The 26,453-nt window shown below is 48.4% G+C and carries 27 protein-coding genes and 1 pseudogene; 6 read left to right on the top strand and 22 right to left on the bottom strand.

Annotated features, from left to right (window positions below; genetic code table 11):
* Positions 1-71: 71 nt before the first annotated feature.
* The 4 genes from WFJ73_RS17330 to WFJ73_RS17315 all read right to left on the bottom strand — a co-directional run bounded on the left by WFJ73_RS17330 (position 72) and on the right by WFJ73_RS17315 (position 3,396).
* Positions 72-1,319 carry a cation:proton antiporter gene (locus WFJ73_RS17330; RefSeq protein ID WP_336774265.1) on the bottom strand — a complete coding sequence of 416 codons (1,248 nt, stop codon included), beginning with the start codon at positions 1,317-1,319 and terminating at the stop codon, positions 72-74.
* Positions 1,320-2,231: 912 nt separating this feature from the next.
* Positions 2,232-2,807 carry a manganese catalase family protein gene (locus WFJ73_RS17325; RefSeq protein ID WP_336774264.1) on the bottom strand — a complete coding sequence of 192 codons (576 nt, stop codon included), beginning with the start codon at positions 2,805-2,807 and terminating at the stop codon, positions 2,232-2,234.
* A gap of 50 nt (positions 2,808-2,857) precedes the next feature.
* Positions 2,858-3,121: a spore coat protein CotJB gene (locus WFJ73_RS17320; protein ID WP_336774263.1), complete on the bottom strand. Its 264-nt coding sequence runs from the start codon at positions 3,119-3,121 to the stop codon at positions 2,858-2,860.
* A gap of 125 nt (positions 3,122-3,246) precedes the next feature.
* Positions 3,247-3,396 (bottom strand): spore coat associated protein CotJA, encoded by a 150-nt coding sequence (locus WFJ73_RS17315; protein ID WP_336774446.1) that lies wholly within the window; start codon positions 3,394-3,396, stop codon positions 3,247-3,249.
* Between the two features lie 588 nt (positions 3,397-3,984).
* Between WFJ73_RS17315 and WFJ73_RS17310 the strand changes: the two genes are divergently transcribed.
* Complete coding sequence (locus WFJ73_RS17310; protein WP_336774262.1) at positions 3,985-4,686, top strand: endonuclease/exonuclease/phosphatase family protein; 702 nt, start codon at positions 3,985-3,987, stop codon at positions 4,684-4,686.
* A 125-nt stretch (positions 4,687-4,811) separates the two neighbouring features.
* A complete protein-coding gene (locus WFJ73_RS17305) occupies positions 4,812-5,036 on the top strand; it encodes a glycine zipper domain-containing protein (RefSeq protein ID WP_336774261.1) in 225 nt (74 codons plus the stop codon).
* A 136-nt stretch (positions 5,037-5,172) separates the two neighbouring features.
* Here WFJ73_RS17305 and ytvI read toward each other — a convergent pair whose 3' ends face one another.
* From ytvI to moaA, 5 genes are all read right to left on the bottom strand, one after another.
* A complete protein-coding gene (gene ytvI, locus WFJ73_RS17300; RefSeq protein WP_336774260.1) occupies positions 5,173-6,204 on the bottom strand; it encodes a sporulation integral membrane protein YtvI in 1,032 nt (343 codons plus the stop codon).
* Positions 6,205-6,340: 136 nt separating this feature from the next.
* Positions 6,341-7,477 (bottom strand): radical SAM/CxCxxxxC motif protein YfkAB, encoded by a 1,137-nt coding sequence (gene yfkAB / locus WFJ73_RS17295; protein WP_336774259.1) that lies wholly within the window; start codon positions 7,475-7,477, stop codon positions 6,341-6,343.
* Between the two features lie 132 nt (positions 7,478-7,609).
* Positions 7,610-8,728 carry an HD-GYP domain-containing protein gene (locus WFJ73_RS17290; protein WP_336774258.1) on the bottom strand — a complete coding sequence of 373 codons (1,119 nt, stop codon included), beginning with the start codon at positions 8,726-8,728 and terminating at the stop codon, positions 7,610-7,612.
* A 130-nt stretch (positions 8,729-8,858) separates the two neighbouring features.
* Positions 8,859-10,298, bottom strand: a complete 1,440-nt coding sequence (locus tag WFJ73_RS17285; protein ID WP_336774257.1) for a bifunctional metallophosphatase/5'-nucleotidase — start codon at positions 10,296-10,298, stop codon at positions 8,859-8,861.
* Between the two features lie 19 nt (positions 10,299-10,317).
* Positions 10,318-11,319, bottom strand: a complete 1,002-nt coding sequence (moaA, locus tag WFJ73_RS17280) for a GTP 3',8-cyclase MoaA (RefSeq protein WP_336774256.1) — start codon at positions 11,317-11,319, stop codon at positions 10,318-10,320.
* A gap of 99 nt (positions 11,320-11,418) precedes the next feature.
* On the opposite strand from moaA, the gene WFJ73_RS17275 reads away from it, so the two are divergent.
* On the top strand, positions 11,419-12,183 hold the full coding sequence (locus WFJ73_RS17275; protein ID WP_336774255.1) for a molybdenum cofactor biosynthesis protein: 765 nt from the start codon (positions 11,419-11,421) through the stop codon (positions 12,181-12,183).
* A 123-nt stretch (positions 12,184-12,306) separates the two neighbouring features.
* Entirely contained in the window at positions 12,307-13,371 is a 1,065-nt protein-coding gene (locus WFJ73_RS17270; RefSeq protein WP_336774254.1) for an HD-GYP domain-containing protein, read from the top strand.
* A gap of 150 nt (positions 13,372-13,521) precedes the next feature.
* On the opposite strand, the gene sufB is transcribed toward WFJ73_RS17270, so the two are convergent.
* From sufB to WFJ73_RS17240, 6 genes are all read right to left on the bottom strand, one after another.
* A complete protein-coding gene (sufB, locus tag WFJ73_RS17265; RefSeq protein WP_116394326.1) occupies positions 13,522-14,919 on the bottom strand; it encodes a Fe-S cluster assembly protein SufB in 1,398 nt (465 codons plus the stop codon).
* Between the two features lie 33 nt (positions 14,920-14,952).
* On the bottom strand, positions 14,953-15,378 hold the full coding sequence (gene sufU, locus WFJ73_RS17260) for a Fe-S cluster assembly sulfur transfer protein SufU (protein ID WP_116394325.1): 426 nt from the start codon (positions 15,376-15,378) through the stop codon (positions 14,953-14,955).
* Positions 15,365-16,591 carry a cysteine desulfurase gene (locus WFJ73_RS17255; RefSeq protein WP_336774253.1) on the bottom strand — a complete coding sequence of 409 codons (1,227 nt, stop codon included), beginning with the start codon at positions 16,589-16,591 and terminating at the stop codon, positions 15,365-15,367. The genes sufU and WFJ73_RS17255 overlap by 14 nt, the downstream gene beginning before the upstream one ends.
* Entirely contained in the window at positions 16,588-17,895 is a 1,308-nt protein-coding gene (sufD, locus tag WFJ73_RS17250; protein ID WP_336774252.1) for a Fe-S cluster assembly protein SufD, read from the bottom strand. Before sufD ends, WFJ73_RS17255 begins: the two co-directional genes overlap by 4 nt.
* Positions 17,896-17,920: 25 nt before the next feature.
* On the bottom strand, positions 17,921-18,700 hold the full coding sequence (sufC, locus tag WFJ73_RS17245) for a Fe-S cluster assembly ATPase SufC (protein WP_015846171.1): 780 nt from the start codon (positions 18,698-18,700) through the stop codon (positions 17,921-17,923).
* Positions 18,701-18,866: 166 nt separating this feature from the next.
* Positions 18,867-19,469, bottom strand: a complete 603-nt coding sequence (locus WFJ73_RS17240; RefSeq protein ID WP_336774251.1) for a DUF1802 family protein — start codon at positions 19,467-19,469, stop codon at positions 18,867-18,869.
* Between the two features lie 198 nt (positions 19,470-19,667).
* Between WFJ73_RS17240 and mtnK the strand changes: the two genes are divergently transcribed.
* Complete coding sequence (mtnK, locus tag WFJ73_RS17235; RefSeq protein ID WP_336774250.1) at positions 19,668-20,882, top strand: S-methyl-5-thioribose kinase; 1,215 nt, start codon at positions 19,668-19,670, stop codon at positions 20,880-20,882.
* A 32-nt stretch (positions 20,883-20,914) separates the two neighbouring features.
* Positions 20,915-21,970 carry an S-methyl-5-thioribose-1-phosphate isomerase gene (gene mtnA / locus WFJ73_RS17230; RefSeq protein ID WP_336774249.1) on the top strand — a complete coding sequence of 352 codons (1,056 nt, stop codon included), beginning with the start codon at positions 20,915-20,917 and terminating at the stop codon, positions 21,968-21,970.
* A 62-nt stretch (positions 21,971-22,032) separates the two neighbouring features.
* Here the strand turns inward: mtnA and WFJ73_RS17225 are convergent.
* The 7 genes and pseudogenes from WFJ73_RS17225 to WFJ73_RS17195 form a co-directional block, all read right to left on the bottom strand.
* Positions 22,033-22,230 (bottom strand): annotated as a pseudogene (locus WFJ73_RS17225) (DUF1805 domain-containing protein); the annotation flags it as partial.
* Between the two features lie 86 nt (positions 22,231-22,316).
* The gene (locus WFJ73_RS17220; protein WP_336774248.1) at positions 22,317-23,441 is read right to left on the bottom strand and encodes a site-specific integrase; all 1,125 of its coding nucleotides are present in this window, start codon (positions 23,439-23,441) and stop codon (positions 22,317-22,319) included.
* 105 nt (positions 23,442-23,546) lie between these two features.
* A complete protein-coding gene (locus tag WFJ73_RS17215) occupies positions 23,547-23,729 on the bottom strand; it encodes a helix-turn-helix domain-containing protein (RefSeq protein ID WP_336774247.1) in 183 nt (60 codons plus the stop codon).
* 43 nt (positions 23,730-23,772) lie between these two features.
* The gene (locus WFJ73_RS17210; protein ID WP_336774246.1) at positions 23,773-24,219 is read right to left on the bottom strand and encodes an ArpU family phage packaging/lysis transcriptional regulator; all 447 of its coding nucleotides are present in this window, start codon (positions 24,217-24,219) and stop codon (positions 23,773-23,775) included.
* Between the two features lie 26 nt (positions 24,220-24,245).
* Positions 24,246-24,839 (bottom strand): hypothetical protein, encoded by a 594-nt coding sequence (locus tag WFJ73_RS17205; RefSeq protein WP_336774245.1) that lies wholly within the window; start codon positions 24,837-24,839, stop codon positions 24,246-24,248.
* A 495-nt stretch (positions 24,840-25,334) separates the two neighbouring features.
* Entirely contained in the window at positions 25,335-25,724 is a 390-nt protein-coding gene (locus tag WFJ73_RS17200; RefSeq protein WP_336774244.1) for a hypothetical protein, read from the bottom strand.
* Between the two features lie 32 nt (positions 25,725-25,756).
* Positions 25,757-26,428: a sigma-70 family RNA polymerase sigma factor gene (locus tag WFJ73_RS17195; RefSeq protein ID WP_336774243.1), complete on the bottom strand. Its 672-nt coding sequence runs from the start codon at positions 26,426-26,428 to the stop codon at positions 25,757-25,759.
* Positions 26,429-26,453 lie beyond the last annotated feature (25 nt).

Below are 26,453 nucleotides of genomic sequence, written 5' to 3'. Positions count from 1 at the left end.
CCACCGGAAATTACTTATTAAATTCAGTATTTATCAAGTCTACCTAATGAATGTTATACTTGTAAAGCATTTTAGGAAACCTCATTTTCCGCCGTTGGTTTTTTCGTTTCCCCAATCCCAAGCTTTAATACAAGCGGTTTGATGGTTAAGCCCTGAACAAGCAGCGAGAATAGGACCACACTAAATGCAAGTACAAGCACATCGTCTTTCCCTGCGAACGAGTCCGGCAAGCTTAACGCCAACGCAATCGACAAGCTCCCTTTCAATCCCCCCCAGTTCAGAATGGACTTCCACGCTCTTGGAAACTCACGCAGCATCGCAACACTCGCATAAAGAGCTATGGTTCTTCCGGCCAGTACAATCAAGATGGCTCCTGCAATGATTAACCATTTATCCGAGAAGTCGACGTTCTTGATTTCAAGACCAATCATAAGGAAAATCAGAGAGTTTGCAACAAGCGTAATCACGTCCCAGAACGAATCGATATTCATTCTGGTTGTTGCAGACATCCCGATGCGTGCACCATAGCTGCCAAAGATTAGACCGCTTACGACAACCGCGATAACGCCGGAAACATGGAAATGCTCCGCGATAAAAAAGCTGCCAAAAAATAAGAGCATGGAAAAGCCGATTTCGAGCGGATAATCATCGTAAAACCGAATCAACTGCGAAAAGATCCACCCCATTACCGCTCCGATTGCAATTCCACCAAGCGCAAATTTCAGAAACAGCCATACACCGCTTCCAACCCCGGCAAAGCCCATATCGATGTAGGAAAGAAGATAAATGGATGAAATCTGAAATAGAACGACTGCGATACCGTCATTAAATAATGATTCGCCTTCTATAATCGTAACGAGTGATTTCGGCACGCCTAGCGATTTGAATATGGAAATAACGCTGATCGGATCAGTTGCGCTCATCAGAGAGGCGAAGGTAAATGCCACAACAACCGGCAGCCCAAGCCAATAATAAGAACCGGCGGCAACAAGAAGAAATGATAGTAACGTTCCTCCGAACGCTAATGCCAGCACTGGCTTACTGTGCTTCTTGAGCTGGTCAACCGGCAGCTTAAGCGTTGCGTCGCCAAGCAGAATTGGTAAAAAGAGCGAAATAATAACCGATTGAAAGACGTGAGACTGCGTAATAAAGGACTCCGCTTCCTCCAATACCGGAATATGAGTTATGCCAAGAATGAGCCCTACAATCACAAGTGCGATGGAATACGGCTGGTTTATTTTCTTCGCAATGGCAATAACAAACATGGATACGGCCAGCAGGATAAGCAGCTGAATAAGCGTTTCATTAAATAACTCCATAGGGATATCCTCCGTTTCTAACAACAACATCCATTTCAGTGTTCCTAAAGCCCTCTTTCGTCATTCACCTCTTTAGACAGGATAAATAGACAAAAGGAGCCCGCTGTTGGCAGGCTCCTCCAAACGTTCCGTTATTAATTTATCCATAATCTAACATGAACAATTGTCGGTTGTAAAGAGTTATTACAGCTCATTGATAGAAATAATGGCTTCATTTTATAGGGCTGGCCCTTTTATTCGCTGTGGTCAGCATCATACTCCTCCGGCTGGTCGGACGCAAATCGATCTCTTAAATGAACATGCCACAGTTAGATGTTTTACTATCGGTTGGTTCAATCATCGGTTCAGAGGTTAGCGGCTACCGCATGCTGACAAACCTTCACAGGGTAGATTAATTGTCAATAACAATTAAGTAACTCACGAAAGCCTCGCGCATTAGACTACTTGCCTCGCCTATGGATTGATTGCAGCTAATGGCCAGGGGCGAGCTGCATACTATCTCCTTAATGGTTTTATCATCAAGACTTGAGTTCCCAATAACCTGCAATGAATCTCTTGAAACAGCACCAACGATACCTCCATTTTCACGTTAAGACGACTCACTTTCCCTCCATATGCCCTCACCATTTACACTGGAATGTCCGTGTAATGTATCTGACTTTACTTTGTTGTGCAAGCTTATCCCATTCCTTGTGCCTGTTGGAGTTCGTGTTCCTCTGGCCGGAAATTTGTCTCCCAATTCCTTCAGATTCCGCCTCACGATGGACACCCTTGCTCTTGGCTAGTGGTTGGCCACTGCAAGCCCCCACAGCGGACTTTCACCGCCTAGTTAGTCGTCATGCGTGGTACACACAAAAACAGCAGCCGGTATCGGCTGCTGTTTGATATTCCCCGGTAATCTTAATTTCTAAACTACACCTTAAATACTTTCTTCGTCCCCCAGTCTGACTTAATCATCTCAACCGCTTCTCTAAACCTCAATGAATGAATAATCTCTCGCTCACGAAGAAACTTTAAGCCATCCTGTAAATCCACATCATCCGTCATATCAATCAGCCATTGATAGGTTGCTCGTGCTTTCTCTTCTGCTGCAATATCCTCGTACAAATCTGCTATTGGGTCACCTTTAGCCTGGATATAAGCTGCGGTCCACGGAACTCCCGAAGCATTTACATACATCATTCCATTATCATGGTTGACAAAGTTCTCTCCTAGCCCCGCTTCATCCAATTGCCTTGGCGTGGCATCCTTTGTTAGCTTGTAGACCATTGTGGCAATCATTTCCAAATGGGCAAATTCTTCCGTTCCTATATCCGTTAATAATCCTATCACTTTATCCGGAATCGAATACCGTTGATTTAAATACCGCAGCGCAGCAGATAATTCGCCATCTGCCCCGCCGTATTGCTCGATTAAGTATCTGGCCATCCTAGGGTCACATTTACTTACCTTTACGGGGTATTGCAGCTTCTTCTCATATAACCACATCCGTTAGACACGTCCCCTTTCTCAAGTGGAAATACAGGCTTAATCCGGTTTTACACTTGCCACGGCCATGGGCTTTGAGACCACTGCCAAGGATAATTCGAGAAGCTGTTCCCGAATTGAAGCATAGGCCCGTAGAGGCTTTCAAACACCTGCCTGCATTGATGCTGCTGCATCGCAAGCTGATTAAACTGCTGGATCGCCTGCGCATCATGTGGATGGGTATCCAAATATAAGGTCAATTCTACCAAGGCAAAACTTATCGCCTGAAGCTCTTCCAGCTTGCTGTAGTATTGTTCGTCCAGAACAATGCTCAAGAAAATCAACCTCCTCCAAAGAATTGCGAAGCAATTCTTACTTCGTAAGGATAAACCAAAGAATTGTCACACATTTGGCCATTTTCTTGGCCATTTGTGATAATTCTTACTTCGTAAGGATAAGCTTACAAGTAAAATTTGGATTGATAGGAGCTGTACAAAGCCGGCCAGAGCGTTCCCCGCCTTAGTGCTTCATGAATAGGGTACTGAGGCAGCCCCTGCGGCTGATACGGGATAAACAGGTTTGGCGGTAAAACATAGGTTTTTAGTTTCATCGGCGGACATGGATCACATGGACCAATAAAAGGCTCATACACATGGACCTGATTAAGCGGGTTCGTATTATTGGCGGTCTTGTACCCCTTATTTTCCTTACCCATTGCCACGTTCTCCACAGCCGCCATGTTTGCGACAGGGGCATTATTGGCTGCAGCCGCAACATTCTCTGCGTTGGCTGCATTTACTGCTGCATTAGATGCGTTTGGAGCGTTTGCAGCATTCGCTGCATTTGGAGCATTTACAGCTTGCGCAGCCAAATTGGCATTGCTCTCCACGCGGTCATTGCTCTCGGTGGTCATCCGGATATCCCTCCCTGACAATTAGACATCTCCTAAACACTGTATGCCAACAGGGCTTTTCCCCATTATTACAATTAAAAAAAATCCGGCAGAAAATGCCGGATATCTTATAATTTAATGTTTAAAATTCAACAAACATGAGCACATATTAATATCACCAAATTTGATCACAGGTATCGTAAATTCGCAAAGCACGCTTTAAGTACCCCCGAGGGTTTTCCAAAACAAATAATTTTAGCGGTGTGAGCCGATTGTTTTGTAATTAAGCAGAGAGCGGTGAATTTAATGTACGATAACAGCTATATAAGAGTGATGACATATAATATAAGACACGGAAAAGGCATGGATGGGAAAACAAGTTTGCGCCGCATAGCAGATCAAATTGCGAAAGCGCGTGCGGATATTGTTGCATTGCAGGGTGTTGACCGATTTTTACCTCGCAGCGGTTTTAAAGATCAATTGAACTGGCTGGCAAAACAGCTCGGGATGTATTTCTGCTTCTCCCCCAGTGTGAACCTCCTCATCGTCCAATATGGTAATGCCATTCTAAGCCGCTATCCGATTATTTCTAAAGATATTCAGTACATTGGCGGATCCAAAGAGCGAAGGAGCATCCTAACGGCGAGACTGCAAATAGGAGAGGAAATAGTCAGCGTACTTAATACCCATTTGGGGGTACATACCAAGGAACGGCTAAAACAGATTCCGATTCTTTTGGATGCCTTAATCAAACTAAGAAAGCCTGCGATCTTAGCTGGTGATTTTAATATGGAGATGGACGATCCTTTGATGGAACGTTTGAATTATCATTGGCAAAAAATCGCATTACAAAACAAGCTCCCTACCGCCCAGAATGGCGGAGAGGTTGACCATATCTTTGTAAACATGCCGACAGAACACGTCTCAGCCAGGATACAGTCTTCCGCCGCTTCGGATCATTATCCGGTCATTGCTGAGCTTCGCTGGAGATTAGATAATCAGGAATAGGCTTAAGCGTTCCATCATTTCGGATTGTTTTACAATAAAGAATTTTTTAACCAGGTCGGGGAAAGATATGATAAGAATGTTGTTACTGTGTAGCTTCATTCCAAAAATCATAGGAGGTGTGATATATGACTAATCACAATGACCGCGATCTACACGATTCTGACCACAACGATACGGCTGGAGTTGGAAAAGCAGCAGGAACAGTGGGCGGTGGTGTTGTTGGTGCTGTTGTGGGTTCTGCTTTAGGACCTGTAGGAACGGTTGTAGGCGGTATCGTCGGTGCAGCATTGGGCAATAAAGCTGGGGATGCCGTTGAAGATAGTGGCGAAGAAGATTCACACCGAGATTAATATCCATATACTACCCATCTATTAGATAGGTGAAAGCAGGGCGTAGAGAAATTCTTCGCCCTTTTAATGTGTTACTCTTTGCCTTTATCTTCGGCGTACTCCCCAATAAAAAAACCGGCAGAATCTGCCGGATCACTTACAGCTTAATATTAATTTTGAACAAACCTGCTTTACGGATTGCCATATAGATAATGACAACCAGCGGTCCAAGAAAGACCCCGATGACGCCCACCAGCTTAAAACCAACATACAAGCTGATCAATGCGGACAAGGAGCCAATCCCTACCGAATCGCCCAAAATCTTCGGCTCTACAATACGGCGGAATACCGTCATAAACAAGAACAGGACATAAAGTCCAATCCCGGCATACAAGTCACCGGTTATCACCAGATAAGTTCCCCATGGGACAAGCACCGTACCCGTACCCAAGATTGGCATAATATCCACGATTACGATAAGAAGGGCAATCGCAAGCGGATACTTGACATCCAGGATAATCAGACCGATTAACGAGAGGATGTAAGTTAGAGCACTCAGAATAATTTGCGAGCGAAGGAAGCCAAAGATCGACTTTTTCAAATTTTCCAGTACCTCATTGACTTGAGGCCTTGATTTCTCCTCAAACAGCGTCAGGAACGTATCTTTCATCGTATTTAGGCTAAAGCCGAACATGTATACCGCAACCAGAAAGACGATAAAGAAAATGAACATGCTCGGAATCCCGGAAGCAAAAGAAATAACGGAGGAAGACAATGAGCCTACCATACCTGTGAGCGACTTGCTCATATCGGTCAGCCAATTCTCGATTTGGCCTACGGTATCCGGCGAGAAGTTCGCATAAAGCGATCTTGCATTCTCGACCAGGTCGGTTACGTATGTACTGGCATCCCCAACATAGTTGGGTACTTTCTGCGCAAAAGCGATAAGCTCCGCGACCACCTTGACACCCAATAGCGCCATGAGTCCAATTAGGATAACCGTAAACAGGCTGCTTGAAATCGTCGAGGCTACGAGACGGTTGGTTTTAAGCCGGCGGATCAGGAACTGAGTCAGCGGCTCCAGGAAAATAGCGACAACCAGCGCAAGCAGGAACGGCGCCCCAACCGTAAACAGCAGATACAACAGGAACAACCCAAACGCAACCATGACTAACGTTTTTATCGACACTCTAACGATACCCTCCTTTCCTCCGGAAAAGTTTACGAGCCGTTATGTAAGCGGGGCTATGACTTTCGTATGAGCTTCGTCCACTATCAGCATACGCCCATTATTGAAAGTAATGTCCCCTTTTCCGCGCGGAAGCTTAAAGAATTGCTTTCTTCTGGTGGAAATCCTCATCCTTGTAATACATGTCTTTCACCAGCAGATTTGGACCGCAGCAAGCGGCCGCCGGACAATGGCAGTTCACGCTTTTGGCGAGTTTATGGTCAAGCCAGCGATCAAACAATTGGTCCAACTGCTCATCATTAATATTGCCAAATGCAGGCACATCCGAGAAGTCGGTTACAAATACTTCACCGGTAAAAAGATTCACATTCAGACGGTTGCGGCCGTCCGGATCATTACGCACCGTTACGTTCGGCTCCGAAGCCAGTCTCGACAAGAGCTTCCGTTCCTCAGGATTGTCGCTGCATTGATAGAACGGCAAGGTCCCGAACAGCATCCACACGTTCTTGTCCCTTGTATCGAGCAGTCTGCTGATCGCCCGCTGCATATCTTCCTTGGATAAGACCGGAAGATCCTTCGCGAACGAGCTAGGATACATCGGATGCACCTCATGGCGCTGACAGCCCATCTCGATAATTAACCGGTGAATCTCTTCAATCTGATGATGAGTCCGGTAATTAATCATCGATTCGGCGGATACAAGCACGCCCGCATCGCTTAAACGCTTGGCATTATCAATCATCCGGTCATACAGCTTGGCAGCCGCTTCGCGGGATACCGCATGGCCGGCCTTCGCGAAGCCAATCTGATGGAAGTCGTCCGCATTCGTGTAATTAAACGATATATGCATGACATCGAGATAAGGAGCGAGCTGCTCATAACGGCTGTACGGCAGCGTGACATTCGAGTTGATCTGCGAACGGATGCCTCGGCTTCTCGCATATTGAAGAAGCGGAACCATATACTCTTTCACGGTACGATCCGAGAAAGACGGCTCACCGCCCGTAATACTTATCGTCTCCAAATGCTTCACTTCATCCAGGCGTTTGATCATCAGCTCCAGAGGAAGCTTAGCCGGCTCCGACATCACAAGCGTATCGCCTACGGCGCAATGCTCGCAGCGCATATTACACAGGTTGGATACAGTCATCTCGACACTGGTCAAGGTATGGCGTCCATATTGCTGCAAGGATCGGATCGGATCCCAAGGATCATTAAGGGGAGATAAGGGCGTGAGGGTATTCTTTTTCAAAGCAAAATCTATCGTATTCATTAATATCAGCACCTGACTTACATGGTTAAATTGGGTATAGCTTATACCATTGTAATGTTCGAAGGGGAATGAAGCAAATGGAAATAGGTATAAAAAACGAAAAAGGAGGCCGAGCAGCCTCCTTTTCTCCTATTATATTCCCGAGGCTAAACCTACATTCGACTGCTCGCCGTTTACGCTGACAATCATCGTGCTGAGCTGCTTCGATAAATCGACCTCGTAAGGCACAGCCAGCTCTTCCCCCGCTTCGTTATAGAGCAGCCGGATAATAGGCCGGTGCGGATACGAATGGTTGAAATCGACGACAACTCCGGTCTCGCCCGTATGGATTTTGACCGTTATCCCGATCGGATAAATAGCCACCTTGTCTCTGAAGAGCTGCACCATATGCTGTTCGTATAAGGTGCCGGTGCCGGCATACAGCAATTCGATTGCTTGATGAGGCAGCATAGGCGCACGGTATACGCGGTTTGTCGTCATGGCGTCATAGGAATCAACAAGGCCGATCCACTTGGCAAAATCATGGATTTCGTCCCCTTTAATCCCGCGCGGATAACCGCTGCCGTCAACCCGTTCATGGTGCTGGAAAGCGCAATGCGCGACAATTAGCGGCATATTGGGCTCATCCTTCAGAAGCTCGAATCCGATTTTGGCGTGATTGCGCATCATCTTGAATTCATGATCGGTCAAAGAGCCCGGCTTCTTCAGCACGTCCATCGGAATTTGCGTCTTCCCTATATCATGAAGCAATGCGCCCATTCCGAGCTTCATCAATTCATCCCTTGTATATCCGTGGGCAGAGCCAAGCAATGTCGTATATACGCAGACATTCAGCGAATGCTGATAGAGATATTCGTCGACAATCCCCATGTTCATCAGCATAATCATCGCATCTTTATGATTGGACAAATCATCGATAATCATATTCATGATCTGTTTAAAAGGCTGCGCGATGTACGGGTAAGTAGCGCCTTTTTTCTGCTTCGGCAGCTCCATCATCGCGCGGAAATTCGTCTTGATCTCCTTTAAGGCGAGACTGATCGTATTTTCGCTTATAATTTCCGGAACAACGATATCATCCGTCCTCGGATCCTTAATAAACACATAATGAATACCATATTGTTCCAGACGGAAAATATGGCGACTCGTTAATTCCATGTTTTCTCCCAAGAGGACTAATCCGTCGCCCGAGAAAATCTTTTTGGCAAGTCTCATGCCAGGCTGGCATTGCGATATGGGTACCAAGCGCATGTTCCTGATCCTTCCCCTTAACAAAACGGTGTCTATACTAACAGAAAAGACTTATACATTCTTATATTCGGTCAAAACTAGCCGTATTGTTAATGTAAGGTATAAATTCGCGCTTGGCAACCATTTTATACTAAAAATTCGACAATATTCTCCATCTTTCTTGGTGGCAATCCTTAATTCCATGCCCTTCCATCAGTTCTTCGGCAAGAAGATCCCGGATAAATTCGGGCAGATAGTAGGATACCTCCGTCGCCCGTCCAAGCGACAAATAGCCGATATGGAACGTAAACATATCGATGCAGCCAACCGCGTATTCCCGCTCGTCGGAGAGCGGCTCGCCGTTAACATGAATCGACACGATTCGATGCAGCTCCGGAAGGGACGGATCATATTCGACCTCCATGCCGTCAATCGCAAGCGTCCCGAGCACCTCGCCGCGGAAGCCGTAGCCTTTGATCGGCATGCCCGTGAAGGAGGGCAGCAGCGCCTCTTCCAGCGCTGCCCGGATATTCGCGCCGCTGAGCAGCATGCGGCATGGATTAATCGGCGACGGACAGAGGGCATGCAGCTGCCCCTCCGTCACGTCGCCCTGCTGCAGGCCGCCTAGCAGCTGCCCCGTGTTCACGATGCCGATCTCGGCATCGGCATGGCGGCGCAGGCCGGCGGCCAGCAGGTTCCCGAGCGGCGATTCCCGCTCGGGGAGGGCGGGCAGCGGCGCATCCAGCCGGGCGATAACCCGGCTGAGGCGCCGCTCGCCCGCCTCGCGGTAGCCGCCGATAATCGCGGCGGCTGCGGGATGCTCCGCACAGGCGGCCATCGGCACGCATGCTGCGCGGATAATGGGGCGCTTCGTGCTCTCGTCAAGCTCGAGCTCGACGCGTCCGATCTGCTCGCCGTATTTCCCGGCGGCGCAGATTGAGGTGCCGCCGATAACAAGCGGCTCCTCGAGCAAATGATGCGTATGTCCGCCCATGATCAGATCGATGCCCGGTATTTTTTCCGCCATCTGCTTATCGACGTTAATCCCAAGGTGAGACATCACGGCTATCACGTCAACCTGCTCTCTAAGCCTCTTCACTTCTTCCCCAATGGCTTCAAGCGGATCGATCAGATCCCAGCCAAGCAACTCGTAAAAATCCGTATAACGGGCCGTAGCGGCGATGAGACCAATCCGAATGCCATTCTTCTCCGTAACCGTGCTGGGCAGCAGCCATTCCGGCAGCTTTCCGGTATCAAGCTCGCGCATATTGGCGCCAAGAATCGTAAACTTGGCCTCGCGGTATACACGCTCAAGAGTATCCTTCGAATACGTTAAGCCTTCGTTATTGCCAAGCGTCACCGCATCATAGCCGGCCGCATTCAGCAGCTCGACATTCACCATGCCGTCGCTGCCCTCGGTTTCCAATCGGATGCGGTCCATATGATCGCCGATATCCAGGCAGAGAATACGTTCGCTGCCATAGGCAGCACGCTGCTCCTCCATATAAGACATTATTCTTGCTGCATTCTCGAGACGGCTATGAATATCGTTGCTGTGCAAAATGAGAATTGATCGATTTGTGAATGTCATGCCAGCCTCCTCCGGTTCGTTACCCGCCAATTTGAGACATCCGGCGGTCGGTTGGCGTATGGGACAACGCCTCATTCGCCAGCTTAGCCGCCATTTCATGATTTTCAGGCTTCAGATCCATCGCCTTGTAGAAAATATCGCGCATCGCTTCCGGATCGCCAAGCGCCGCTTTCACATTCAGCTCATCCACCCAATACAAACAGGGCTTCATCGAACCGTCTGCCGTCAGGCGAAGCCGGTTGCAGCTCTTGCAGAAATGATCGCTGACCGGATGAATAAGGCCAAAGGATCCCTTGCCGCCTTCCATCTGCCAATCATCGGACGGGCCGTTTCCTTTTACGTTCGTACGTCTTGTAATCGCGTAGCCTTCGCGCTGTGCCGTATCCAGCACATGCGATAGCGGCAAATAATGGTTCCGCCAATTATCGTCCGCATGGCCAATCGGCATATATTCAATAAATCGGACATGCATCGGCTGCTCGTAAGCCAGCTTCAGGAACGAAGCGATTTCGTCCTCGTTAATTCCTTTGAGCAATACGCAATTCAGCTTAATCGGCGCAAGGCCAGCCCTGCCGGCTGCTTCAATGCCTTCAATTACCCGTTTCAGCTCGCCGCGGCGGGCAATAAACTTGAACCTCGCGGGATCAAGCGTATCGAGGCTTATATTGACGCGGTTTAAACCCGCAGCCTTTAAAGCTTCGGCATATTTGCCAAGCAGCATGCCGTTTGTCGTCAAAGCGATGTCCTCAATGCCCGGAATCGCCTTCAGCCTGCGGATCAGACTATCCAGATCCGGGCGGACAAGCGGTTCGCCGCCTGTAATCCGAAGCTTGGTAATGCCAAGCTCCGCTGCGGTCTGAACGACCTCCACAATATGATCGTAGCTGAGCAGATGACTCGCATCAGCGAATTCCATACCTTCCTCAGGCATGCAGTACAAACAACGCAAATTGCATCTATCCGTAACCGAAATGCGCAAATAATCGTGTTCTCTCCCGAAACGGTCCAACAATGGGGGCATGCCTCTCACTCCTTTTCTCTTCTACTAGAATAACATTTTTCACATGATTATGGTATGCTAATACGGAGTTCACCCTTAAGCGATGAGAGGTTATGTAACATGACATATACTTGGAAAATCCAATTGTTCGCCGGGCTTTCCGACCGATTCGGAAGCCCGGTTATTCAAATAGAGACAGACACTCCCTCGATGACGGTAGCGGCCCTCAAGCAGGAGCTCGCCAGCCGTTTTCCGGAGCAGGCGGATCTTGTGCGTATTTCCTTTGTGGCTTGCAATCAAACCTATGCTTCCGACGATACCGTTATTCAAGCATCGGACGAGCTTGCGGTCCTCCCTCCCGTCTCGGGCGGAGAACCGGAGCAGAATGAAGCAGACGAATCGGAATGCTCTTCTGCGGACGGCCGTTACGTCATTACGAAGCAGCCGCTGACTTCGGATGAAGTACTTGCAAAAGTTATTGTTCCCGAGCATGGCGCAGCGATTGCGTTTGTAGGAACGACGCGCGAATGGACCAATGGACAGCGCACGGTCCGTCTGGAATACGAAGCATATGCGCCTATGGCCGTACGTACGATGGAACAGGTTGGGGCGGAGATTAGTGAACGCTGGCCGGGCACGCTAACGGCGATTTCCCACCGGATCGGCGTTGTTGACCTGGCAGAGACAAGTGTCGTTATCGCTGTCTCCTCCCCCCATAGAGATGCCTGCTATGAAGCAAGCCGTTATGCCATTGAAAGACTGAAGCAGATCGTTCCGATTTGGAAAAAGGAAATTTGGGAGGACGGTTCCGAATGGAAAGGGCATCAGCAGGGCAGCCCTTGGAATCCGATCGAGCCCTTATCCAATAAATGGATGCAAATCTGAAGAGTGGTGCTAAAAGTATAGGACAATAGTCATGTTTTCACATCCCTCTTATTGCCATTACATTCATTCATTGTTACTATTATTTCATATATTCTGTACATAATTTACTATAGAGGTGCAACGATGAGGCTGCATATTTCAGATTTAAAAGAGGGAGATATCCTGCTTAAGGACACCTTTAACGGATACGGCCTGCACGTTTTGTCCAAGGGTACCGTCCTAGCGCAGAAGGATATTGCGAAGCTGTTTCAGCATCAAGTTGACTATGTTGACATTGAGGAACTGCGGACTACAGAACAACCGGTTCATCGTACGCTTGAGACTACCGTAAACCCCAAGTGGCTGCCCAATGTGCGGCCCGATTATGAGAATGCCGTCAAAGGCTTCCAGGATTTGTTCCAGAAAGCAACGGACGGTGGGGTCGTCAAGCAGGACGAGGTCGCAGCCGCCTTCCAGCCTCTTCTTAAAAATTTCCAAATGGAGCGCGATGTTGTCTCCATGCTTCTTCTGTTAAATACGGCTGATGATTATACGTATCAGCATTCTGTGCAAGTGGGCATGTTATCTTATTACTTGGCCTCATGGCTTGGTTACACGGAAATGGAAGCGCTTGAAATTTCGAAATCCGGCTATCTCCATGATATCGGCAAGAGCAGAATTCCTTCCAGCGTTCTGAACAAGCCCGCTAAACTAACCGACGAGGAATTTGAGGAAGTAAAGAAGCATACGCTTTACGGCTATGATATTATTCAACAATCGTTTGAGGACAATTCGGAGATCATGGCGGTCAGCGCTCTTCAGCATCATGAACGCAATGACGGCAGCGGATATCCGCACGGGCTGCGCGGTGACGAGATCCATCCGGTAGCCAAGCTTATTGCAGTCGTTGATATTTACAGCGCGATGATCTCCGAACGCGTCTACAAGAAAAAGCGCGACTTGTTCTTTGTTTTGAAGGAACTGTACAAGATGAGCTTCAACGAGCTGGATGCGCATACGACCCATACGTTTATCAAGCATATGATCCCTAACTTTATCGGCAAAAAAGCCGTCCTTGAATCCGGCGAGGTGGGTACCATCATTATGACCCACCCAACCGAATTTTTCCGCCCGCTTATTCAAACGGGTGAACGGTTTATCGATCTTACCGTTGACCGTGAATATGAGATCAAGGAAATTATTTTCTAAAGGATTAACTGTACGTTGAAAACGCCCGTCCATATTGGACAGGCGTTTTCTTTTTTGCATATTTTCACACAAGGCAAGATCACTAACAATTCCGCCTTCCCTCAAAAAAATACGTGCCCGGGAATCTCGGACACGTATCCTAACCATTTATTAACCGATCGAGCCTTCCATCTCAAACTTGATGAGACGGTTCATCTCAACCGCATATTCCATCGGGAGCTCTTTCGTGAACGGCTCGATGAAGCCCATTACGATCATTTGCGTCGCTTCCGCTTCGGACAATCCGCGGCTCATCAGGTAGAACAGCTGATCCTCGGATACTTTCGATACGGTTGCTTCATGCTCAAGCGTAATGTTGTCGTTCATAATCTCGTTGTAAGGAATCGTATCGGATGTCGATTCGTTATCGAGAATGAGCGTATCGCATTTAATGTTGGATTTCGATCCTTCGGAGTTGCGTCCGAACGATGCGAGACCGCGATAAGTTACTTTACCGCCATGCTTACTGATCGACTTCGATACAATCGTCGAAGTTGTGTCAGGAGCCAGGTGAAGCATTTTCGCGCCTGCATCCTGATGCTGGCCTTTGCCTGCAACGGCGATGGAAAGCACCATGCCTTTTGCGCCGCGGCCTTTCAGGATAACCGCAGGATATTTCATCGTCAGCTTGGAGCCGATGTTGCCGTCAACCCATTCCATAGTCGCATTCTCTTCCGCAACCGCACGTTTTGTAACGAGGTTGTAGATGTTTGGCGCCCAGTTCTGGATCGTTGTATAACGGCAGCGAGCGTTCTTCTTAACGAGAATCTCTACAACCGCGCTATGCAGCGAGTTCGTGCTGTAGATTGGAGCCGTACAGCCTTCTACGTAGTGTACGAAGCTGTCTTCGTCGGCGATGATCAGCGTACGCTCGAATTGGCCCATGTTCTCGGAGTTGATACGGAAGTAAGCTTGCAGCGGAACTTCGCATTTCACGCCTTTCGGAACATAGATAAAGCTGCCGCCGGACCATACCGCGCTGTTCAGAGCGGCAAATTTGTTGTCCGTACGAGGAATGATCGTGCTGAAGTATTCTTTTACAAGATCCGGATATTCGCGAAGCGCGGTATCCATGTCGGTGAAGATAACGCCTTGCTTCTCCAGATCTTCCTGCATGCTGTGATAGACAACCTCGGATTCGTATTGCGCGGATACGCCGGCAAGGAACTTTTGCTCCGCTTCAGGAATACCCAGCTTATCGAAGGTTTCTTTAATTTCTTGCGGCACTTCTTCCCATGTCTTGCCTTGTTTCTCGGACGGCTTAACATAGTATTGGATATCGCTGAAATCAAGATCAGCCATGTCTCCGCCCCAGTTAGGCATTGGCATTTTGTTGAATTGCTCCAGCGATTTCAGACGGAATTCGAGCATCCAGTCCGGCTCGCCTTTCATCTCGGAAATCGTGCGTACGATTTCCTCCGTCAATCCCTTACCGGATTGGAAGACCGCTTTATGCTCGTCACGGAAACCATACTTATAATCTTCCATTTCAGGCATTGTTCCTGGCATGGTATTCACACTCCTTCAAGTATTCGATTCGTTCTATACGTGCTTCTGCTCGATTCCTTTGCGCAATGCGTTCCACGCCAGTGTCGCGCATTTGATCCGTGCAGGGAACTTATTAACCCCGGACAAGGCTTCGATGTCTTCGTTCTCCTCGAACTCCACATCTTCGCCTTTCATCAATCCGGAGAAACGTTCGGCAAGCTCCATAGCTTCATCATAAGTTTTGCCTTTAACAGCTTCCGTCATCATAGAGGCGGAGCTTAAGCTGATGGAGCAGCCTTCTCCGCTGAATTTCGCATCGATTACTTTGCCATCCTCTACTTGAAGCTGAAGCGAGATGCGGTCGCCGCAAGTCGGGTTGTTCAAGTTGATGGTGACGGCATCAGTATCCAATGTTCCGCGGTTGCGTGGATTTTTATAATGATCCATGATGACTCGACGATATAAATCATCCAATTGCATGACCGAAGAACTCCTTTGTCCGGATGAGGCCGTCCACCAAGCGGTCGATCTCTTCCTCGTTATTGTATAGATAAAAGCTTGCTCTCGCCGTAGCCGATACATTCAGCCAGCGCATCAGCGGCTGGGCGCAATGATGGCCTGCGCGAATCGCAATGCCGTAAGAATCAAGCACGGTCGATACGTCATGAGGATGAATATCGCCCAGATTGAACGTTACAAGACCAACGCGGTTCGTTTTTGGTCCGTAGATCGTAACGTCTTCAATCGTGGACAGTTTGTCGTAGGCGTAGGCAGCCAGCTTCTTCTCATGCTTATCGATCTCGTCAAGTCCGATCTGCTCCAGGAAGTCAATCGCGGCGCCAAGTCCTACGGCTCCCGCAATAATCGGCGTACCGCCTTCGAAGCGATACGGGGATTCCTTCCAAGTTGATTCATACAAATCAACAAAGTCGATCATCTCGCCGCCGTATTCGATCGGCTCCATGTTCGACAAAAGCTCCTTCTTGCCGTACAACGCGCCGATACCGGTAGGCCCGCACATTTTATGACCAGAGAAAGCGTAGAAATCGCAATCTAAATCCTGTACGTCAACCTTCATATGCGGCGTGCTTTGCGCTCCGTCAACGACCATTACCGCACCGTTCTTGTGCGCGATAGCCGTAACTTCCTTGATAGGATTAACAACGCCAAGCACGTTCGATACGTGAGTCATCGCAACGACTTTTGTATTCGGCGTAACCGCCTGTTCCACGTCCGCCAAGGAAATCGTGCCGTCCGGCTGAAGAGGAATATACTTCAGCATCGCTCCCGTCGCTTTCGCTGCCTGCTGCCACGGAATAAGGTTGGCATGATGCTCCATCGGCGTAATGACGATCTCGTCGCCTTCCTTGCACACGGTGCGGGCATAGCTCGATGCGACTAGGTTAAGCGCCGTCGTCGTACCGCGCGTGAACACGATTTCTTCCGCCGACTTCGCATTCAGAAACTTGGCTACCTTCTCCCGTGCACCTTCGTAAGCATCCGTCGCCCGGGAACCAAGCGTGTGGACGCCGCGGTGCACATTGGAGTGATCCAGTTCGTAATAACGACTAACCGCATCAATGACGGAACGCGGCTTCTGGGAAGACGCCGCGCTGTCGAGGTAAACGAGCGGATGCCCGTTTACCTGCTGATGCAGTATCGGGAATTGCTCCCTTACCGCTTCTATATTCATCCTTCAAGCTTCCTTTCGAGCAAACGCTGAAGCTGCTCGCGTACCGCATCAATCGGAATTTCCGATACGACAGGCGCCAAGAATCCGTAAATAATCAAACGTTCAGCGTCTTGCTTGCTGATTCCGCGGGACATCAGGTAATAAACCTGCTCCGGGTTAACCTGGCCTACGCTTGCCGCGTGGCCTGCTTTAACATCATCCTCGTCGATCAGAAGGATCGGATTGGCGTCACCGCGCGCTTTCGGGCTGAGCATCAGAACTTTTTCCGTTTGCACGCCGTTAGCTTTCGTAGCGCCCTTCTCAATCTTCGTGATGCCGTTGATGATAGCCGTAGCGTTGTCTCTCATAACCGCGCGGGTTACCATGTTGGACTCCGAGCTGCGGCCGAAGTGCGTCGCTTGCGTCGTGAGGCTCATCTTCATCTCGTTGCCGCCGATGCTGATGACTTTCGCATCGGAGTTCGATCCATTGCCTTTCAGCAAGGATACCGTATCGGATACCGTGTAGCCGTCGTTCAAGTCGCCAACAACCCACTCCATTTGCCCGTCATTCTCGATAACGGAGCGGCGGAGCGTCATATCAACGCCATTCTCGGCCATATGGTGAATGGAACCGAAACGAACATGCGCGCCTGGCTTCACGAATACTTCAACAACCGAGTGATGAACGAATGGCGCATCGATCGAACCCGGTTCGGATACAACATAATCCACGTAAGTAACCGAGCTGTTGCTTTCCGCAACGATGAGAATGTGCGGAGCAAATGCAGCGTCCGCCTTGTTGTTGAACAGCACCGCTTGGAGCGGAAGCTCAACTTCAACATTCTTAGGCACGTATACGAATACGCCGCCGTTCCACAATGCTGCGTGCATGGCGGTCAGCTTGTTCTCGCCCGCGGATACCGCTTGGAACAAATATGGTTTAACGAGATCCGCATGCTCTTTGCATGCTGTCTCTAGATCTGTGAAAATAACGCCTTTAGCGGCAAGCTCTGCAGACAATTGCTTCAGAACCGCGCTCGAGTTGTGCTGAACGACGATATTCTCCGTACCTTCAGCGACCAGCTCGCGGACTACTTCCGGCAGCTCGGTAACCGAACCTACCGCTTTACCTTGCTCATATGCTCCGACAGCTGTCAGATTCCAGCGGTCGATACGCATTTTCTCCGGTTTCGGCCATTCCAATGTGCCAGCCAGCTCAGCCGCTTCACCGCGAAGATCGACGAGCCATTGCGGTTCGCCTTTGCTGCGTGCAAGCGCTTCGGCCGATTGACGGTCCGTCGGAGTCGTTAATTGTGTACTCATCCCGTTATGCTCCCTTCTCCGCCGATTAAGCTTGGCCTACTGTTTCGTCAACAATGCCGAGCTCTTCTTTAACCCAATCATAGCCTTCGTTTTCAAGACGCTCTGCAAGCTCAGGGCCGCCGGATTTCACGATGCGTCCTTGCATCATAACGTGTACGAAGTCAGGCGTGATGTAGTTCAGCAAACGTTGGTAGTGAGTAATGATCAGGAATCCGCGGTCTTCGGAACGCATAGCGTTAACACCGTTGGAAACGATTTTCAGAGCGTCAATGTCAAGGCCGGAGTCAATTTCGTCAAGAACAACGATTTTTGGCTCAAGCATAGCCATTTGAAGAATTTCGTTACGTTTTTTCTCGCCGCCGGAGAAGCCTTCGTTCAGGTAACGGTGAGCGAACTCAGGGTTCATCTCAAGCTCCTTCATTTTCTTTTCCATTTGACGGATGAATTTGATAAGCGAAATTTCGCTGCCTTCCTCACGGCGTGCGTTGATTGCGCTGCGCAGGAAGTCGGAGTTCGTTACGCCGGGAATCTCGCTAGGATATTGCATAGCAAGGAACAGGCCGGCGCGTGCTCTCTCGTCAACGCTCATCTCCAGCAGGTCTTCGCCGTCAATCGTAGCGGAGCCTTCCGTTACTTCGTATTTCGGGTGACCCATCAGCGCGGAAGCGAGAGTACTTTTACCCGTACCGTTAGGACCCATGATCGCATGGATTTCTCCGCCTTTGATTTCAAGGTTAATGCCTTTCAAAATCTCTTTTCCTTCGATCTCTGCTTTCAGGCCATCGATGACAAAATGCGTTGCCATAATATACTTATCCCTCCAAGGTTGGTAATCGGTTTTTAGGCTCATCCCTATAAAAGCTTTCCAAATGGGAATATTATAGAGTGATGAGTGATTCTCATTGATTCTCAATAATTATTTTATTATAAGTTTTGTTATTAATCAATGCGGGAACGTCCAGTGGCTAGAATTAGACGCCCTCCGAGATATCTCTTCCTATTAATGCTTGTTTGATTAATTCCACTTGCTTCTTGAATTCTTCATCCGACATAACGGGTGTCATAATCGGCTGCGGCATTCCCTCATCCAGTTTTACCCAGGATTTGCATCCGTTATAAGCAGGCTGCATCGGCAGCTCTACCGGCTCCTCCAGACGGTACACTCTCAGCAATAGCAGATGCAGCGGCTTCGTGCGCTTCCATTTGAGCCGCTCCTCGGCGAACGTATCCGTCCATATGTGGAAATCCCGGATCCGGTCCAAGGTCTCCTGGTCCGTAATCTCGATATCCTCTACCGCTTCCGCGTAGGCGTTCAGCCCCATGGACGGCATGTCGGGCGACCACCCCTGCATGGTACCCTGGATCTGCCCTTGATAAGCATCCTTCAGCAAATGCTCCTTCTGATGCTCGTATGCGGGCATTAAATAAAAGCCTTTGCTCACCAGCTGAAAATCCCGCGTCTCCTCGACAATCCCGCCCTTGCGCATAACAAGAATAAGATGCCCTTCCTGCAGCGCTTTTACCGTTACTGCCCATTCCTTGAGCGCAACCGGCTCCCGTTCGTTATTCGGCATTACACGACCCCCTTCGAATAAAAATGTGGATGATTCATGCTCCATAGAGCTTCCACGCATTGCCCGCTTGTCCTTAATCATGTAACATTATATCATTTGGAGGTATTCCAAGGCGAAATAATATCCGCTATACTATGTTGAGGAGTTTACTGGGCATTAAGACGCCTTTTCAAATACGAAACCGGAGGTGGACGAACCATGTCTGCTTATCATGCATTAACCGAACAAGAAGCGATTGAAATCGCAGGCGGCATCGAAGGCTTTTTCCCTGCAGGTGCTGAGCTTAACTGCCGTGAAATCGGCGACGGCAACTTAAATCTCGTCTTCCATATCACCGACCCGGCAAGCGGCAAAAGCCTCATTATGAAGCAGGCTCTTCCTTATGCGAAGGTTGTCGGCGAATCCTGGCCGCTGTCGCTCGACCGCGCCCGGATCGAGAGCGAGTCCCTGATTCTTCAGAACAAGCTTGCACCCGGCCTTGTGCCCGTTGTATACCGGTATGACGCCGAGCTTGCGCTTACGGTCATGGAGGATCTGAGCGATCACCTGATTATGCGCCAAGGTCTTGTCAAAGGCATCCGTTATCCGAAATTCGCGGAAGATATTTCGACCTTTATGGCAAATACATTGTTCTACACTTCGGATCTCGGCATGAACCAGCAGGATAAAAAGCAACGGGTTAAAGAGTTCATCAATCCGGATTTGTGCAAAATAACGGAAGATCTTATTTTCGACGATCCGTATACGGTGTCTTCCAATAATAATATAGAACCCGCCATCGAGGATGCCGCCGCAGCGCTCCGCGAGGATAAAGCTCTTCATCTCGAAGTTGCTCTGCTCCGCGAGAAGTTCCTGACAAGCGCGCAAGCCTTGCTGCATGGCGATCTGCATACCGGAAGCGTCTTCGCTACACCGGAATCAACAAAAGTCATTGACCCTGAATTTGCTTATTATGGCCCTATCGGCTTCGATATCGGCGCGGTTATCGCTAACCTCCTGCTGAACTATGCGGGACAAGGCCACTGGATTGCCGATGAGAAAGAGCTTGCCGATTTCCGCGGCTACCTGCTCGATACTATCCGCGATACATGGACGAAGTTCGACCGGAAATTCCGCGCTTTGTGGAACGAGCATGGCGTAGACCGTATGGCGAACGAAACGCCGGGCTATCAGGATCTGTACATGAGCCGTCTGCTTCAGGATGCGATCGGTTATGCCGGTTGCAAGGTTGTACGCCGCATTGTAGGCCTGGCTCATGTTGCCGATATCGATACCATTCCGGATGCGGCCGCACGCGAGCGCGCGCAGCGTCTTGCCCTGGAAATCGGCACTTCCCTCATTCATTTGAACCGCCGCGCGGTATCCATTGAACAAGCCATTGATGTTGTTCTGACTGCCGAAGCTAAGCAGTAACAGCCATATTGAATCAGGAGAGGAATTACAACATGACTACAGAAAATTATGCTGGCCTGCAATCCGTCATCTGGCATGACGATAAGCTGGATCTGCTCGACCAACGGCTGCTGCCGGAAGAAATCGTTTATTTGCCGCTTGTAACGCAAGAAGACGTATGGGAAGCCATTCGCCATCTGAAGGTTAGAGGCGCGCCTGCTATCGGAATTTCGGCCGCTTATGGCGTAGTGTTGGGAAGCCGCAATGCGAATTCCGCCGAGGATTGGCTTGCGGATGTGCGCAAAGCAGCTGAGTATCTGGCTACTTCGCGTCCTACTGCCGTTAATCTGTTCTGGGCGCTGGACCGGATGAAAGCCCGCGCCGAAGCTCTTGCTTCCGAAGGCCATTCGCTTGAAGCCTTGAAGCAGGCGCTGCTTGATGAAGCCATCGCCATTCAAAGCGAAGACGAAGAGACAAACCGCCTGATTGGCGAGCATGCGTTGTCCCTGTTCCAGGACGATATCGGCGTGCTCACGCATTGCAACGCGGGCGGACTCGCTACGGCGAAATACGGTACTGCGCTTGCCCCATTCTATCTGGCCAAGGAGCGCGGCATGAACATCCGCGTATTTGCCGACGAGACTCGTCCGGTTCTGCAAGGCGCGCGCCTCACGGCGTTCGAGCTGCAGCAAGCAGGCATTGACGTTACTCTCATTTGCGACAACATGGCCGGTCATGTCATGTCCAAAGGCTGGGTAAACGCCGTAATCGTAGGCACGGACCGTGTTGCCGCCAACGGAGACGTGGCGAACAAGATCGGTACGTACAGCGTGGCGGTGCTGGCGAAAGCTCATGGCATTCCGTTCTATGTAGCCTGCCCGCTCTCGACCATCGATTTGAATACCCCTACCGGGGCCGAGATTCCGATCGAAGAACGCAATGCGGAGGAGATTACGGAAGGCTTCGGCAAACGTACGGCTCCGCAAGGCGTGAAGGTCTACAACCCGGCTTTCGATATTACGCCTAACGAATACGTGACGGCCATTATCACGGAGAAGGGCATCATCGAAGCGCCATTTGACGTCAATCTTAAAAAGCTGTTCGAGTAATAACACAATAAGAGGCAGTCTCCTTGGGCGGGAGGCTGCCTCTTCGTTCATGCACTCGAGTGCTATATCATTAAGCGGAGCGCATCTGCGCCATTCATCCCGACAGTGATGCCAAGCGATTCCGCAGTAGTTGTTACGGATTCAAGAGGCGCCGCAAGCAGTTCCTCCAATGTTTTTACGCCAACTGCTCTACCCGCGATTATTTCTCTATCTTTCAGCCGATCGTTAAGCAGCCCCACATCAAGCGCTCCGCACATGATACTTTAATGAAGAAACCCGTTGGTATTACTGCGTTTTTAGCTGTTTTCTTTTTACCGAGTCACACAGAGGTCACAAACTGAGCAGACTAAATCGCTATAATTTGATCGAGCTGGCTGGCTACTTCATGCTGCATGTTTGGGGTCACGTGGCTATAGACATCAAGCGTGACCGCGATCTTGGAGTGACCAAGTCGTTCTGAGATCAGCTTCACATTCACATTCTGCTCGATCAGCATCGTTGCATGTGTATGTCTCAAGCTATGGAACGGAATGTGTGGAAGTCCACTGCCCTTAACGTCTTTGATGTATGTCTTCGTAAGGTTAGAAGGGAAGACTGTCCCGCCTGTGCTGTAATTAAAAACAACTAAATCATAGTCAACGAAGTCTTTGCCCAACTGGTTCTTAATCTCATTGATGGTCTCTTCGTAGAACTTACGATGCTCTAGAAGGAATTCTATGAGTTTATCGGGCAGCGATATTGTTCTTACGCCGGAAACCGTCTTTGCTCCGAACTTGAGTGACTTGCCATAGTTAGTTAATGTTTGATTGACCTGTAGTGTTTTCTTTTCAAAATCAATGTCTTGCCAACGTAAGCCTAATATCTCCCCTTGCCGCATTCCAGTGAACAAAGCTAGCGCATATACGATGAAATACCTGGCTTGTCGGGTGAAGGATAAGAACTCTGTTGCTTGAGCTGCTGTCCAATATTTTTGCTCGAGTTTAACCCTTTTAGGTAGCTTTGTCTTCCGCATAACGTTCTCTTTGATTATTCTATAATCAATTGCCCGGTCGAACGCTTTTTTCAGTATCGTCGTTACACGGTCGATGGTATTTCTAGCATAATTCTCCCGATGCATCGCGTTGATGAACTCTTGGCAAATAAACGCATCGAGCTTTTGCATTTTGTAATGTCCTATGCGAGGAATGATGTGATTCTTGAAATAAAGCATATTGTTGTAATGAGTTGTCTCATCAACTTCAAATTTTCTTTCAGTTTCTAACCATCTACGTAGAAAGGTCTCCACAGTAATTTTATCTAAGTTCACAAACTGGTCATCTTGGATCTCCTTCAAAAGCTTCGTCTTAGCTGCATTAGCTTCTCGTTTAGTGCTGAAGCCTTTACGCCGGACTTGCTTTCTTTTACCGTTCACGTAATGGTCGACTACAAATTCCCATTTACCTGTTTTTTCATTTAATTTAGGCTCTGCCATTTGCCGTCTCCTCCATTTTCAGTCCCTTTTAAAGAAAATGTGGAGATTCAATGTGACTTAAAAATCGTATCACATATTATCTCCACTCAATAGGACAAATTTTCGCTATTTTTTTCCTTTAAGCCAGTTTTCGAAAACTTCCGGATGTATATAGATCCTCTTGCCAAGTTGAATCACATGAAATTCTCCACTCTCAATAATTTCATAAGCTTTGTTTCGCCCGATCTTCATTCGGTTCATGATGTCTTTAACGCCCAATAATGTTTGTTCTTCACTCTTCGTTTCCATAATTAATTCACCTCACTTATCAATATTCGCTTTGAACTTGTTCTCATTCCGTGGTTTTCTCAATAGCAACAGCTATATCAAGAGCAAGAGCTAGTTTATAAAACGCCTTCCACCGAATCTTTGTATAAGTTCCCTGACTCACTTCAAGCAGTTGGTAAACCGCAAAATCCTTGACGTAATCATCTTTCATATATCGTTCTACGATTAGCATCCGTTCTTTATGGGGCAATTTCTTAACATGGCGCTCGATCCATTCGCAATAAGCTCGCCGCTGCGCTGGTTTGTCCACATTATGAACTGCAATGTTAGCCGTCTGATCACTGGTCGTACCAGTGTAACTGCGAGGCATGTCACTGTAAGATTGAGTGGTGCTGGCCTCACGCTCTTCAAAAGTAATTGTCTTGCAAATTCGATACTTCTCCAGCGCTTCCTCAACAGCTGCCTGCGTACGCCTCCGGTCCAGCCCCTCCAATTCGAAGTCGAGTTGCATAAATCACCTCATATGCGCTTCTTGTTTTAACAAATGCCATCAATGATATCTTGCTTCAATGCCATCGAATTGCAGAGGATGCGGGCGTATTCCTTAATTTCATCATACATACGATCTGACTCCGCCCGCGATTCTCTATCTTCTTTTCTAATAGCTGCAAGTTCATCTTTTATCCTGTCGATATTGGACTGTAGCTCTTCAATTTCTTGTTCTTTCTCCGTCACAATGCTGTTGGTCAATTGCCACTTAGGAATAAGTTCCGTATGGCGGTCGTGAATCATTCGCCGCAATTCATCGATCTTGCTCATGGTAGTTTCGATGATGTTACTGACAATTGGTTCGGGGAAAGGCAATGAGATGCGATAACAAGTAATGAGCCTCTTAATATTGACGTCGGTAACCATGATAATATCTTGGTACAGGTAGTAGTTCGTTTTTGAAGTAACCGTATCTGTTAAAGCGTCTTGTACAATGAGCTGGGACTGCTCAAACGCATTTGCTATCTCTATCGTTAACTCCGTATTAATCTGGTCGATGTCCTTTCGGGATGCGAAATTCAACCCCCTCACCCTCGTCATCCATCGTTCTTTAAAGTGGTTCGTAATTTCAGGTGTTTTCAATTACACAACCTCCTTGTATCTCAATATTCATTATGATTCTTCGGGAAATATCGTATATGATCTCGTTAAGCCCCATTCCTCGATAATAGATATTTCCTTACCCTCTCCCGATTCATTGTCAAAAATATCAATGTCATAATCTTGGTGCAAATTTTGAAGCCAAGATATTAATTCGGAAACCCTCACCATGCACACCGCCTATTCATTTTGTTTCCTCATCCTCAAAACCGCCCTGTTCTAACCAACAGTTTTCGCAAATATCGTCACCGCATTTTAAATCGACATACTCAAGTTGCTGACCGCATGTGTCACATTTTCCATTCAAACACCCCATGATCATGAACACCGCCTATTCATTCAGATACTAAAGCCCCGATCCGGATGAACCGGGGCCGCTTTGTCATCCCTTAATTAGAAACCACAGTCCTGCAAACGTAAGAGCCCAACATGCTAAACTGAAGAGAATCGCACCGATAAATCCCCAGTTCCAGTTTTTCATATATCAAGGGCAGCCTGGTTCTTATCGTCTTCCTTAGATTTTTCTTCCGGCGATTCGCGATGGAACTCCTCCAGACTCATTTGGGATTCAGTAATGGTGAGAAGTACATCGGAACCGGCCAGCTTGTAGAACTGGAAAGTCTCCATTGCCGAAGCATCCCCTTTAACGATGAACTCCAGAATCGTCTTCTTACCGTCCTTAGTGCTTTTTGCAAATTCAGCAGTCAGTTCAGTGTAAACGCCATCGATTTCAAGAATGACCACTGAACGTGTCATTTGGTTAAGCTCCGGACGCTTCTCGTCATCGCCCTTTACGTAGAACTGAACCAACTCCTTTTTGCTGTCCTTCGTTTGCTTATTAAAATGAGCTCTCACTTGAATTTGCATGGATAATTGCTCCTTTATATTTGGATTATTACTTACCAGGTGTTCATAACTTTCCGCTCGTAATTTAGCCATTTCTCTCGAATCTCGTTCACCTGCGCTCCAATGCGTTGGTAGCTTACGCTGAGTTGTGCGCCGATCTCACGCAATGTCAGATCCTCAAGCAGCCCTCTAACAATTTGCTGCTCTCTCGGCTTCAAAGTTACAATGAAGTCTTCGACGTATGGGATTGTTGTATCTATGGCTGGCGACCCTATGGTATCGATCAGTGTTGTCTCATCGTCATGGCTGAGTAGAGTGTTGGCCGAAAGTACATGCCATCTGTTGTATTCCAGAGCGCTCTCAGCTCTTGATAGAGGAACTTGAAACATTTCTGCAATTTCCTCTGCTGTCGCGTTTTCCACTCCTGCTCTCGCCATCCTGGTGCATAATTCCTTAACATGCACCGGAACGCGAATGGTAGTGACTTGGTTTTTATGACGGTTAATTAGGCCGACGATGCAACGCGTGGCATATGTCGAGAACTTCAGGCCGCTCGATTCTTCGAACCGTGCAGCTGCGTGTATAAGTCCCATACAGCCGGCAGAATAGAAGTCTTCATAATCAAGTGCAGGATCCCGGTTTACAAGTGCCATTCTTCTTGCATACTTGTTAACCAGCCCCATGTTCTCGGTTACTAAGTGATGGCGATCTTCCTGTAATCTCACCTTGGATACACCTTCTTTATAGTTT

Source organism: Paenibacillus sp. MMO-58, from assembly GCF_037146255.1.
Classification (GTDB): Bacteria; Bacillota; Bacilli; order Paenibacillales; family Paenibacillaceae; genus Pristimantibacillus.
The sequence above is the reverse complement of the archived record's forward strand: the minus strand, read 5'-3'. Positions and strand labels throughout refer to the sequence as shown.